This window comes from Chryseobacterium taichungense (assembly GCF_900109935.1).
Lineage (GTDB): Bacteria > Bacteroidota > Bacteroidia > Flavobacteriales > Weeksellaceae > Chryseobacterium > Chryseobacterium taichungense.
On sequence record NZ_FOBV01000003.1, the window covers coordinates 322,565 to 335,495 of the forward strand.

General features: G+C 33.6%; 16 protein-coding genes. 4 read left to right on the forward strand and 12 right to left on the reverse strand.

The window, feature by feature from the left end; translation table 11 throughout:
* Positions 1-13 precede the first annotated feature (13 nt).
* From BMW64_RS08200 to BMW64_RS08255, 12 genes are all read right to left on the reverse strand, one after another.
* Positions 14-631: a class I SAM-dependent methyltransferase gene (locus BMW64_RS08200; protein ID WP_089999507.1), complete on the reverse strand. Its 618-nt coding sequence runs from the start codon at positions 629-631 to the stop codon at positions 14-16.
* Between the two features lie 337 nt (positions 632-968).
* Positions 969-1,775 (reverse strand): PRTRC system ThiF family protein, encoded by an 807-nt coding sequence (locus BMW64_RS08205; protein WP_089999707.1) that lies wholly within the window; start codon positions 1,773-1,775, stop codon positions 969-971.
* A 2-nt stretch (positions 1,776-1,777) separates the two neighbouring features.
* A complete protein-coding gene (locus BMW64_RS08210; protein ID WP_089999508.1) occupies positions 1,778-2,524 on the reverse strand; it encodes a PRTRC system protein B in 747 nt (248 codons plus the stop codon).
* Positions 2,525-2,569: 45 nt separating this feature from the next.
* The gene (locus BMW64_RS08215; RefSeq protein WP_228400880.1) at positions 2,570-3,745 is read right to left on the reverse strand and encodes a hypothetical protein; all 1,176 of its coding nucleotides are present in this window, start codon (positions 3,743-3,745) and stop codon (positions 2,570-2,572) included.
* Between the two features lie 89 nt (positions 3,746-3,834).
* A complete protein-coding gene (locus BMW64_RS08220; RefSeq protein WP_089999509.1) occupies positions 3,835-4,053 on the reverse strand; it encodes a PRTRC system protein C in 219 nt (72 codons plus the stop codon).
* Between the two features lie 17 nt (positions 4,054-4,070).
* Positions 4,071-4,613 (reverse strand): PRTRC system protein E, encoded by a 543-nt coding sequence (locus BMW64_RS08225; protein WP_089999510.1) that lies wholly within the window; start codon positions 4,611-4,613, stop codon positions 4,071-4,073.
* Entirely contained in the window at positions 4,586-4,828 is a 243-nt protein-coding gene (locus tag BMW64_RS20635) for a hypothetical protein (RefSeq protein ID WP_177175258.1), read from the reverse strand. Before BMW64_RS20635 ends, BMW64_RS08225 begins: the two co-directional genes overlap by 28 nt.
* Complete coding sequence (locus BMW64_RS08235; protein WP_089999511.1) at positions 4,797-5,006, reverse strand: hypothetical protein; 210 nt, start codon at positions 5,004-5,006, stop codon at positions 4,797-4,799. Before BMW64_RS08235 ends, BMW64_RS20635 begins: the two co-directional genes overlap by 32 nt.
* Positions 5,003-5,446, reverse strand: a complete 444-nt coding sequence (locus tag BMW64_RS08240; RefSeq protein ID WP_089999512.1) for a hypothetical protein — start codon at positions 5,444-5,446, stop codon at positions 5,003-5,005. The genes BMW64_RS08235 and BMW64_RS08240 overlap by 4 nt, the downstream gene beginning before the upstream one ends.
* On the reverse strand, positions 5,447-5,935 hold the full coding sequence (locus BMW64_RS08245; protein WP_089999513.1) for a DUF1281 family ferredoxin-like fold protein: 489 nt from the start codon (positions 5,933-5,935) through the stop codon (positions 5,447-5,449).
* A 13-nt stretch (positions 5,936-5,948) separates the two neighbouring features.
* Positions 5,949-6,161: a hypothetical protein gene (locus tag BMW64_RS08250; protein ID WP_089999514.1), complete on the reverse strand. Its 213-nt coding sequence runs from the start codon at positions 6,159-6,161 to the stop codon at positions 5,949-5,951.
* 12 nt (positions 6,162-6,173) lie between these two features.
* Positions 6,174-6,569, reverse strand: coding sequence for a single-stranded DNA-binding protein (locus BMW64_RS08255; RefSeq protein WP_089999515.1), 396 nt, complete (start codon positions 6,567-6,569; stop codon positions 6,174-6,176).
* Positions 6,570-7,498: 929 nt separating this feature from the next.
* On the opposite strand from BMW64_RS08255, the gene BMW64_RS20860 reads away from it, so the two are divergent.
* From BMW64_RS20860 to BMW64_RS08270, 4 genes are all read left to right on the forward strand, one after another.
* Entirely contained in the window at positions 7,499-7,735 is a 237-nt protein-coding gene (locus tag BMW64_RS20860) for a hypothetical protein (protein WP_228400881.1), read from the forward strand.
* 374 nt (positions 7,736-8,109) lie between these two features.
* Positions 8,110-8,694: a hypothetical protein gene (locus BMW64_RS20865; protein ID WP_228400882.1), complete on the forward strand. Its 585-nt coding sequence runs from the start codon at positions 8,110-8,112 to the stop codon at positions 8,692-8,694.
* A 6-nt stretch (positions 8,695-8,700) separates the two neighbouring features.
* Positions 8,701-9,273: a condensin complex protein MksE gene (locus tag BMW64_RS08265; RefSeq protein ID WP_089999516.1), complete on the forward strand. Its 573-nt coding sequence runs from the start codon at positions 8,701-8,703 to the stop codon at positions 9,271-9,273.
* Positions 9,257-12,925: an ATP-binding protein gene (locus BMW64_RS08270; protein WP_089999517.1), complete on the forward strand. Its 3,669-nt coding sequence runs from the start codon at positions 9,257-9,259 to the stop codon at positions 12,923-12,925. The genes BMW64_RS08265 and BMW64_RS08270 overlap by 17 nt, the downstream gene beginning before the upstream one ends.
* Positions 12,926-12,931: the final 6 nt, after the last annotated feature.

Below are 12,931 nucleotides of genomic sequence, written 5' to 3' on the forward strand. Positions count from 1 at the left end.
ATAGTGAGTGTCTTTAGTTCATATTCCTTTTAAAGCTACAGAATAAAAAGTTCTGCGTTGTTTCAAAAGGCGTTATGTGATTTTCCGTTATACAACGTAACTTTTCAAAGCCTTTTTCAAGCTCCGTTGTTAAAGTTTCTTCATTATACTGTTTAATATCTAATCCGCTACATTTTTCTGGACCATTGTCTGAGAAAGTCCCAATTGTTAAATATCCAGAAACCGCTTTTCTCGCAATTTCCATATATTTTTTTATTTGGAAATCTTCTGTCAAAAAGTGAAATGCTGCTCTGTCGTGCCAAATGTCAAAAGTTGTTTCTGGGTTAAATTCTGTAATATCACTTACAATCCAATTTACTTTTTTAGCTTTTTCTCCCAAGCGCGTTTTAGCTTTCTCAAGAGCTTTTGCTGAAATGTCCAAAACTGTAATATTTTCAAAACCTTGGTCAATCAAAAAGTCTACAAGTTTACTGTCTCCACCACCTATATCAATAATTTTAGCTGACTTCTCAACTCCAAATGATTGAATAAATTCTAATGAAGTTTTCGGAACCTCTTGAGTCCAGCTTACTTGTTCTGGATTCTTTGTTTCATAAACAGTTTCCCAGTGATTTTTTCTATCAATATTCATAAGTTCTATATTAATTTATGCGTTTCTCGTGTATTGGTTTTAACTTATTTATACTCGCTGCGTTTTACCTTAAATACGAATATAAGTTAATAGAAACATTAATAGTTGCAATACTACATAAAAAATAAAAATTTCGATTACCTAGGATAATATTAAGGCGAAAAAAAAAATATTTATACATCCTCAATTAAAAACCTACAACCTTTTTTCAAAAACAAACTAAAGCCAAAGTCAGGAATTGTTTTAGAAATGGGGTTGTTCCGCTTTCGGCAAAAATGCGTTTCCGACCGCAGGGAGGAATTGCATTTTTGCCGCCCGATTTGCATCAGGCGACTTTTTATAGTTTTATGGGTTGAGAATGGAAAGTTTTCAGATTAAGAAAAAAACCTCTGTTTTCAGTCAATCCGTTGCGAAATAAGTTCCACAATAGAGAACATCCCATCTGTGCCAATGTTGAATTAATAAACAAATCTTGTTTTTCCAATGCTTCCGCTAAACTGCAACTTGGTGTATCGTCTTCCGTTTCAGACTGCAAAAGTAGTTCTCCAAATTCTTCCGTCACATAAGGAAGATGCGACACTGTTTGATATTTTTCAGAATTAGGTTGATTTATATTCTCAACTGTAGAAAGCAAAACCTGTCCAGAATATCGATTGTTTCCTAAATCCATCCAATATTTAGCCTGGTTTCTGTATAGTCTCCTACCCTCTTTCAATTCATTCAGAATATCAGCAATTTCAAATCGTGATTTGACATTATCAACACACGACATATAAATTGCTGATTGCATATTCTCTTGAATTCTTCCTAAAGAATCTCTTTCAAACTTTCTGACTTCGGCTTTCCAATTCGTTCCAGACCATCGGTTTGCCCGATTTATCAGTGCAATTGCCTTTGGTAATCCTACTTCACATTCTGCAAAACGCTGTCTGCCTTGATTTGCTTCTGTGACAATATCATCATCCCACAACCGTACCTGTAATCCTGCGTGTCTCAATTCAATCAATGAATGATTCATTTCCATTAAAGCGGTCAATACTTTTGAACCTGTACCTCCTGCACCTATGAGGTTTAATGTAATGGGATTGGTAGGATTTAAAAGGCTATCATCGGTCAAATGGACTTTTGGTTTTTCTGAATGTATCATCACAGTAGATTTTTTAAAGTTAGATTTGAATTGATTAGAACATCTGTCGGAAAAGCTTCTTTACTTTGAATTAAATCTTTCCAAAGATTAACACAATTTCCATTGATAGGATTATGGCTGTTGACCAAATGGCTGAAATAAGAATTGAAAAAATATTCTTCCCATTTCTTAGTAAACTCTTCCAATGATGCAGAACTTTTAATTTTCACATCGACTGTACCCATACAGACACTACCGCTTTCGTAAACATTAAAGAAAGGTGCGTAGAAAAGTGATGTTTCCTCTCTTGGGCGTTGGTCTGTCTCCAATGCGAATATTTTCATTCCCTGCTTATTGGCACACCATACCAAAGGTGGCACATTCGCCATTCCGTTTGGAATTGAAAGTTTATCCGTAAATAATAAATGTCGTTTCTGTGCTTTTGTGTACCAGACCACTTTTCCATTTTCCGATGTATCTATAAAAAGTACATTTTCAGAAATAACACCACTCGGTCTTAGAAAATCTTTGTCTTTCTTATTTTGGATATTAAGCGTTTTCGATAACCGCTGTGCTTCCCTTACGGTCAATGGATGGGCGTTGATGGGATTACCGTTGCGGTCAATATCAAAATGCTCAACATAACCATCGGGATTATAATCTTCTGTCTCATAAAAGACCAATGCTGATTTAGGATGGTAAAGTGTCCCAAAATTATTGGTTATGTCGGTTTCTTCGTTTTTAATTGTATTGGCTGTATTTCTCATAGCTTGTTTTTATAATTGAATTATTTGTGCCGTTTTATCCACAGATTAGTTGAGCAATCTGCACAATTCGTTTAAGACCTTAAATAGCTGATTTTCGAAATCAAGGTTTTTATCCGATAAATCGCTTCCGTCAAAGGTTTTAAAAATCATTGGTTCTTGTGTTTCAGCATATTCATTGAACTCGTTATTGACCATACTTGTAAGATTATCATAAATTAATCCGTCACTCTCGGCAAAAAAGGAAATGTATTTATCCATTGCGACAACGGTTTCCTCGTTGTAATAGTCATCTTCGTTCATATCTTCGGATTTGACCGCATTGTTGAAGTGGGCATTTCTGAAAATGCTTTCATTAGGGTAATCACAATAAATTTTAAAGGCTTTTTCTGACAATTGAAGACATTCTTTATCAAACCTGTCTTTCGGTCTAAAACGTTTTAAGCGTTGCTCAAAAAAAAGAAGATTCTTAGGATTGGAAATTTTTTGCCCCATTACATCTCCAATGATTTCAGCCCGTTGAAGTTCTTTTTTGCTGTTGTGACTATCCTCTATTTCTTCGTCCTGTTCAAGCCAATCGTTGAGCATTTCGTAATTATAATAGAGATAAGAATCTTCCTGCCTGTAATATGGGACATCTGCATTTCTATACAGATAAGCGCATACTGATAACAGTAAACAGGCTGCTTTTCTGTGTACCTTATTGTGGAGCAATTGATAAAGCGGTACGACAGGAACATAAAACAAGGTTGCCCCTGTGTTGCATCTCTCTTCTATTGCGAAGTAGGTCTTACTACCCTTTTCTATCAGCTGGATACTCTGCCAATTTTCACTCTTGGTTTTCAACTGCGCTTCAATATCTCTCAAAGCAAGGCTGATATTATAAGGATAATTAAAATGCTGTGTCGGCATCGTAGTTATATCATAATGCTTTGCTAATTGAGAAAGGGACTTATAAAAATCCCTTTCTATTTTAGCAGACTTACGTTTGGTCTGTTTTACGGTTATGTCATTCTCCTTTAATTTCGGCATAAAACAGGTTTTCAGAAAAGCATCGGAAGTTGAGAGATTGGAACTGATTTCCGTTGGTCTTTTTGAACTTCTGAGCTGTCTTTCATTTGATGCATCCACTCTGCGTATTCCCTTAGTTGTCGGTGCAGTTGTTTTTGTTTTTTTTCTTCGGGTGGTTGAATTGTTCCCGATATTGTTTTTCGTTGCATTCATTTTTTTTTGTTTGTCAGTTTATGGTTGATGGTTGTTAGCTTTTAGATTGTAATTCTATCAACTGTCAACCAAAAACCATCAACTATTTATTATCCTTTTGTTCCCATCACACTCTCAAATTGGTATTCAACGGAATCATCCTTGATTTTCGGTGCTGAAATTTTCGAAGTGATCAGAATCGGGTATGTGTTGGCGTAAAAATTCATTACGGCTTCTACACTCCATTTTGGTTCGGGGTCGGTCAAGCGGATTTCCTGTCCGTTATCTTTTAATATAAAAACTCTGTCTAATAGTGTTGCAAGTAGCATAATCTTAGATTTTTAGGTTAAATTTCGGTTGATTGAGGTTGATTTTCAGAGAAAAGACTTGGTGCAAAATGTCTTTCGTATTCATCCTGCTTTTTGCGGATTTTCTCAGCATATTCGGGAAATTCCGAACCTTTCGGAAGTGCAGACCACGCATCCTTATACTTGCCCTCTTTTTCAAGTTCTTCGGCTTTCTGTAAGGCTTCGCTGTACTTTTTGTCTTTGGCTTCCTTTTCTTTTTTCTCCCTATCAGATTTTTCCTTTTCCATTGCCGATTTCTTCTTGGCTTGTTCGACCTGTTTCATAAAACTTTCCATATCTACCATTAAACCCGATGCGGTTTGTAATGGAGTGGAAATATTCTCAAAAAATCCATTGTCCAAATCTTCCGCTGTCCCCCTCAAATTAAGTGGCGGAATCGTTTTCCTTGCCTCGTCTCCGCATTGCTCATTGTTGAGCAATACGGAAAGAACGAAACTGTTATCTGCCCCTTGTCGGAGTGTGATTTGTAAATCGCCTGTAAGATTGAGTTTGCCTATCTGTCTGAAAAAATTGGTTTGCATAATTTTGTTTTTAAAATTGATTTTTTACTATTTCTGTTATAATTAATTTTATATTCATTATTTTGAATAATGCTCTGTAATAGGTTTCTTGCGTTTGTGGCATTCCAATCATCTTCTTTGGTCATATCCAAGTAGTGTAATTTTTCATATTGTTTTACCATTTGGGCAATAATGTTCAATGCTTTATACTCCGTTTTGTCTGCGAGGTTGCTCATATTGTTTTAATTTTAGTAGTTTTCCGTACATATCTGTCCAATACCTCTTCAGTCTTTTATCTAATTCTGAAAATCCTTTGTTTGTATGTTCATATTCCTTATACTCTGCTGTAATTTGGATAGCTTCATCAAGATTGGTTACTTCAATCTTGCAACCGTTTAAGTCTGTAAGTCTCATTGTTGTTGAGTTAATTGATATAATGAAAATTCTTCTGTCCAAAATTCTTCCCCTGTGTGTTTTCCAAAAGCATTGTAAATAGCATTTCCGTTTTTATAGACTTGCATTTGGTAGCAGTTCAGATTATTTTCGGGTTGCAAAAATTTTTTCAAATCCTCTTTTTCCAATTCGATAAAAATCCTGCTTCTCTCCGAAAGCCATTCTTCAACTTGGGGATAATTTTCTTTCGAAAATTTGAAAAACTCTACATTGGTATCGGAATAGTTCAGCCATTTTAAATCATAGTCATTTTCCAATGTCTTTACGGCTTTGAGCCTTTTCTTTTGGGTTTCTTTCCATTCTGCCGTACCGTGGATAATGGCAAAATCGCCATTATCCCATTCGCTGTTGGTCATTGATTTTATCAGTAAATATTCTGTTTGTTGAAGTGATGTTTTCATTTATGCAATTTTTTGACTGTTACTATTTATTTTCCTGTCTAAAAGGATTCTCATAATCTCCTCCTTGTAATCGTAATTTTCACCCTCAAATTCATAACAATCTGAATCTACATTGTAAATGCAGTCTTGAAAGTCACATTGATTGAGAAAATAATCCTGTAAGATTTGGTTTTCGCATATGGTCTTGCCAAAAACCATACAGCCAGATTCTTCGTAATCCAATACAAACCCAACATTGTAATGATTTGCAATAATCCATAACGACTCAATATTTGGACTCCATCTTGTTTCATAATGGAAAGAATATTCATCCGTTTCGTTCTGATAGATTTCAAAGAAGTAGCCACTTTTGCTCTCGATAAAATCGGGCAGTTGCCCGATATTTCCCTTAGTTTCCTTTTCTATCATTTCTTGAAATACATTCGAGACTTTTTCCAAAACCTCTTGATTTCCTGTGAATGTTACTTTATTGTTGCACCAATTTGCCATAATATTTGTTGTATTAATTGTTGTTTTCGTAAATGTATGTTCCGCTTGTTTTGAAAGGTTCTTTTCCCTCTGTAAGACGGATTTCTGATTTGAACTTTCTTGAAAGACTTTTTGCATACCGTATTGCTGTCGTTCTCTCGCAATAGAATTGGGAAAAGACCTCCACCTTTTCCCAATCATTCTTATCACTTTTCGGCTTCATTTGAAAGTTATATTGTGCTTCCATATTTGAATGCTTTTAGAATGGTAAATCATCGTCCGTATCTTCCGCAAATGCATTGGACTTCTGTGGATGTGAAGTTGGCTGTTCTTCTGTGTCAGACTTTTTTCCACCTCCGTGGACTTTGATGTTAGAAGTATGGAAATTCAACCCCGATTTTATTTCTCCATCTTTTCCAATCCACGCACTCGCACTTGCTCTGCCTATCAGCTCTACTAATGTTCCCTTCGTTAAAATCTTAGCTACGTTGGCACTTAGCCAATAGGAGCAGTTATAATAAGTGGTCTGTTCTCTTAGTTCGCCTTGTTTGGTTTTAAATCTGTCATTAATGGCTACTGAAAAATTCACGACCTGTTTGTCATTTTTTAAAGTGTTGATTTCTGCGTTTTTTGTAATTCTGCCTACGATGTTCATAATGTTAAATTTTGATTGTTAATAATTATTTTCGAGTTTGTTAAAATTTTCGATTTGATTGATTGGGTTTCGAGGACACTCGTTTTTTTTTCTGCTTATATCCAATTGGAAAAGCAGAATTATTTGTTGTTTTATTTTGTTGTTTTTTCCGTTGATGTCAAAGACCTTCTGCGATTTAATTGATTCGTATAACTGAGGTTCCGTCTTTTTCTTTGCCGATGATCATAGGAAAGTATCAGGCATATAAAACCACAATCCTCCAAAGCTTTGGAGGATTGTGGCTCGAAATATTTTTGTCCGAAGGATTCAGGAGTGTCTGAAAAAATTATTGGAACTTGTGGAAAGAATTTTTATAGAAACCCAAAAATATTTTTTTAGGTGAATGATGCTGTCCTACATTTGCAATTGTAAAAAGCCAAACATCAGTTGGAAGTGATTAAATAGACGGTATTGACAGTGGGAAAATTAAAATAAAGCATTGGGTAATCTGTTTTTTTTAAGGTTTAACCAGTTTTATCATTCTTAAAAATTTAATTTCTCTTTAAAATCATTTTCAGAATTTTTACATTTTACTTTGTTGCACAAAACCACTCATTCAAATCTAAAATCCTGATATAACAAAGAAGAATCTTCGACATATATTTCTTTTGGATTTTTCTTTAGTGGTTTCCAATTACATTCATTAGATTTCCGTTATCCATCACTTTTCAACGGATTCCAAAAACCATAATCGCTTCTTATCTTGGTGTTTCAAAAGAAACATTTAGCCGGTTTTCGTCATAAATACACGAAATGGTAACAAAAATAAAAACTAAAAATACTTTTCAACAAATAGGCTTACAATACGATATTTTTAAAACTCAAATTATTAAATCAATAATTCGACATTACAAAAACTTAAATTATTATCTTTGACAGACAGCCATTATATGAACACATTTTCCAGCTTAAAAGAAGTATTATTTGCTCTCTCCCGAGAGGAAAAGCTTCTTGCGGAAATGTTCAAGAGACGAAAAACGGCTAAGTATAAATACGAATATGCCCTTGAACTGGCTGATGATAATGACGGCAGACTTCAATATCTTATCGAACGTTCGGTTATTCGACAAAATGAAAGTACATTAGAAATTGATGATTTGTATGTAATTTTTTTGAACAGGTTTTAGAAGCAAATGAAGAAATAAACACTTCGTACATTAACGAAAATCTTGAAAAAGTAAAACAGAATATTGAGTATTACTTCAATGAACAAAATGAACAAAGAAAATACGAGTATTTACGAATAGTCAAAAATACGCTTAGGAAAATTGGCATTATTACCTTGCGAAATGTTGTTGATCTGAAGCGCAATATTGACAACACTTTTAAGAGTGAGCCCAACTACAAAAACAAAAAAGCAAAGCTCATCAATCTTGATAATAAACGAAAAGACATTACCAAGCTTGCCGAACAAACCGAGCAACTAATCACAAACGATAATATCACGTTTTTCAAAACAGCAACTGATGAGGAATTGAACCGGATAATTGTTCATTTGAAAATGCAGTTGCATAAATGCACGCACAATCTGATTGAGATAGAACGGCAAGTAATTGACTTTTTAAACCAAATTCAACAGCAAAGCGGTGTAATAGAAAAACTGCGACAAATAAAGTATTTGAAAGACCAATTCATTTTGGAAACATCTACCGATATTAAACAAATTTTAGCTTCAAACAATGCCGTTTTCTTTGAACCAAACCCAAGCTATCCTCTCAAACTTTCATTGGAATATCTACAAACTGATGAGGAAATTTTTACAACTATTCAGAAAATAGCCGGAAGAAAAAAACTCGGAAACAAACTCAAACAACCTGTTGCCGAAAAGATTTCTGATGAATATTTGGAAACTCAAATTCTGGAAGAAGTGCAAATCAACTTAGAAGAAGTGAAGAACGGTTTTGTGGCAGGAAGCAACAATTTATTTGATTTTATACTGAGTTATAACTTCTCAAAAACTGTTTCTTTTGATGAACGTGTTACGATTTATTGCCAAATGGTCTCTTTGTACGACTCTGTTTTTGAAATAACGGATCAGGTTGAAGAAAAAAATGAGGTTGAATTTGCAATGATTTATCCTAAATAATAATTTATGAACGTACCCGTACAAACAGCCAACATATTCAAAATACTAAGCAAAGGGCAATTTATCAGTTCCAATAGTTCTGATAAAAACATCAGCAGTCTGTACAACATTATAGAAGATGATGAGAATTTTGATAATCTATACGATTACTTTATAAACATCAATTTTGTTTTAGAAAAAGGTGATGAGTATTTTTATTTTAGCAGACCAGAAAACAAAATAGACCTTGAAAAGAAGATTGAAAAAGCTTTTGAATGGATTGATATCATTGACTTTTTCAAAACTTACGATAATGCTTTTAGTGCAGGATATCGTTTTTCGCCTTCCGAACTTTTGGTAAGAATAAAGACAGATGCAGAATTGGAAACAAAGTTAGATGGTCTTAAAAAACATACAGATAAAACCAAGCATCAGGATATTTTAGATAAAATGCTAAAGAAATTGATAGACGATACCTATATTGAATTGGAAAATGAAATCACCAATCAATATAAAGTTTTGGCTTCATTCAACTACCTTGAACAACTGATATTAACCATCAATATTCCCGACGACGTAAGAAATGAGATACCTGAGTAAAATAGTTTTCATCAACAGTGCCGACAAATCATTAAAATATTCCGAAGTTGATTTGGATGGAAACGTGCATTTCATCGGCACACAAGGTGTTGGTAAAAGCACATTGCTTAGAGCCATACTCTTTTTTTACAATGCAGATACACAAAAGTTAGGCATTTCGAGAGAAAAGAAAAACTACAACGAATACTATTTTCCATATCAAAATTCATACATCGTTTACGAAGTACAAACGGAAACTGGAAAGTATTGTGTTTTAAGTTTCAAATCTCAGGGCAGGGCTGCATTTCGGTTTATCAATTCGAGTTACGACAAAAATTTTTTTCTTGATAATGAAGGAAAGGCGTATGAAACATTTGACAAAATCAGAGAAGCACTGGGGAAAATTGATTCCACAAGAATAATCAACAATTATGAAGAATACAGGAATATTTTATACGGTAACAACAAAGGTCTGCCAATTGAGTTTAGAAAATACGCTTTGATTGAAAGCAAGCAATATCAAAACATTCCGAGAACGATTGCCAATGTATTGCTGAATGCTAAGTTAGATGCCGAATTTGTAAAAGAAACCATCATTAAATCATTGAATGAGGATGAAATAAAAATAGATTTAACCACTTATTCGCAAACCCATCTTCGTGATTTTGAATCTAATCTCAATGACATCAAAAAATGGACAGAGGGCAAAATAGACAAACAAGCTGAAAAAGTGGCGACTACCTATTCAGCCATAAAATATTTGGAACAAAAGAAAAAAGAGCTTTCTTATCAATTAGGTTTTGCATTAAACAATGTAAAAGAACAACAACCCAAAGTTCAGGACCAACTCCACTCAGAAGAATTAAAACGAGATAAACTCCATATTAAACTCAACGAACTGGATAAAGATTTTGGGAAAAAGAAAGAGGATATTTTAAAACAAATTGGCGAAGTTGGGAGTAAACTTAAAGACATAAAAACAAAACGTGAAGAATATTCGGCTTTGAAAATAGAAACCATTCTTGAGCGTGTAGCACATAAACCGAGTTTGGATTTGGAAGAGAAAAATTTACTCGAAGAAAAAAACATCTTGACTTCCAAGTTTCTCGAAACTCAGCAACGCTTCGAAGCGCAAATAAGACAATTGGCAAATCAATTGAAAGAGTTTGAAAACAACAAACAGACAGAAAAAAACAATGCAGAAAGAAATTTTAATGTATATGAAAAAGAATTAAATCAACAATACGATTTGATTTATGATGACATTCGACAACAAAATAAAGAAGCATTAGAAACGGCAAATGACAATGTAAAAGCTCAGGAAAAAGCGATTACTAATCAAAGAATAAAACTGTCGGAAGCCAAGCATAAACGCTTTTTTGAAGCTGAAATTACCAATTACAAAAATGAAATCGAAACTGTAAAATCCAATATTTCAAACGCCGAAACACAAATTCAGCAAGCTAATGATAAGATTAAATCTTTTCAAAATGAATGGGAATTTGAGAAAAAAAATTGCGAAACAGATACGGAAAGAAAAATTGAACGGAAATTAGAAGAAGACGAAAAAATCAATGTAGAAATCACTACAATTGATGCCAAAATTGAGAACAGTAAAAATTCATTTTACGGTTGGCTGAATGACAATGTTCCTGATTGGGAGAAAACGATTGGAAAAGTAATTGACGAAGAAAATGTATTGTTTCAGCAAGGATTAAATCCAAAAAAAATGGCTGATGCAAATACAAGTTTTTATGGGATAAAAATTGATACATCGGAAATCAATAAGAATGTAAAAACGGTAGCTGACTTACAAAACGAGCAAGCTGATTTTAAAAATAAAATTCAATTCATAAAACAATCTATTCAAAAACTACAGTCAGATTTGAATGATGGATTAGATAAATTAAAGCGAAAATTTCATCCGAAAATAAAAGAACAAAAAGAAATAATCCAAGATAACGAATATACCAGAGAAAACGGAAAAGCAAAACTGGATGAATTTTCTGTACACCTATCGGAATTGGAAAATAAAGCAAAGGCGGAACAAAAATCCGCAATAGAAAACATAGAAACCAACATTGCTACATTGAGTGAAGAGAAAATAAAGGCCGAAGAACAAGTTCAAAAAATAGCATCAAGTATCGCAAAAACAATCGAAACAAAAAAGAAAGAAAAAACAGCTAAACAAAAAGAAGAACAGCTAAAACTATCAGATATTTTACAAAAATTAGAAGCGCAAATTCAACAAGAAAGTAAAAACATTAATACAAAATCTGAGACGATAAAATCTGCCCAAAAACAAGAACTGAAAGCAAAAGGTGCAGACATAAAAAGGATTGATACCATAGATTTACGTCTTTCCGAAACAAGAAAAGAATTATCGTTTATAGAGAGTAATTTATCGGTTACTGAACGCTACAAATATGATAAAGAGCAATTATTCGACAAAGAAAGTGAGTTCAAAAACAACAAAACTTTATTAGATAAAAAGCTAGAAAACGAAGCGGAAAAACACCATCAACAAAAAGATAAATTTGTTCAGCAAATAGGCATTCACAAAACAGAAATCGAAGCATTGAATAAAATTTCGGATACTTTAAAAGCAGATTTAACTGCTTTTGAAAATTTCACCAAAACAGAAATTTATTCGGTAGTTGAGCATTTCATTTCTTCTTATTCCGAAGTACATAAAACCGAGCAAAATTGCGTTTCGTTGACCACTGAACTACAAATGACGGACAATACCATTACCAAGCGCTACATAGACTTGCAGGAAGCCATTAACAAATTCACAGGGAATTTTCAAGAAAATAATCTGTTTAGTTTCAAAGTGAAATTTATGGAGAAAAGCAACTATTTTGATTTTGCCGAAATGCTGAAAGAGTTTGTAGATGAGAATAAAATCTCCGAATACAAGCAGCGTGTGGAAGAACGATTTGCTCATATCATCCGTCAAATAGGTAGAGAGACCAATTCTTTGATAGAGAAAGAAGGCGAAATCAGTAAAATAATATCCGATATCAACGACGATTTTGTTACACGAAATTTTGTGGGAGCCATAAAAAGTATGGAATTAAAAACCATCGAAAGTAAAAATAAAATCTTCACTTTATTGGTCGAAATCAAGCACTTTAATGATGAAAATGCTTTTAATTTGGGCAAACCTGATTTATTTTCCACCGATGGATTGAACAACAAAAACGAGAAAGCAGTTTCCCTTTTGATACAACTCGTGAAAGAAATGACCATTTCCAAAGATAAAGAAATTACACTTTCAGATTCGTTTGAACTATTATTCAAAATCGTAGAAAACGACAACGATACGGGTTGGGTAGAAAAGTTGACCAATGTGGGTTCAGAAGGTACAGATATTTTGGTAAAAGCGATGATAAACATAATGCTTTTGAACGTTTTCAAAGAGAAAGCAACAAAAAAACAGAAAGACGATTTCCGTTTGCATTGTATGATGGACGAAATTGGAAAATTGCATCCAAACAATGTAAAAGGCATTTTGAAATTTGCCAACGACAGAAATATTTTACTGATTAATAGTTCGCCAACATCACTCAATGCAATGGATTATCGCTACACTTACTTATTAGCAAAAGACAGCAAAAATGTAACAAGCATCAAACGACTAGTGAAGAAAATTGTAAAGACGGAAGCATAATAAATC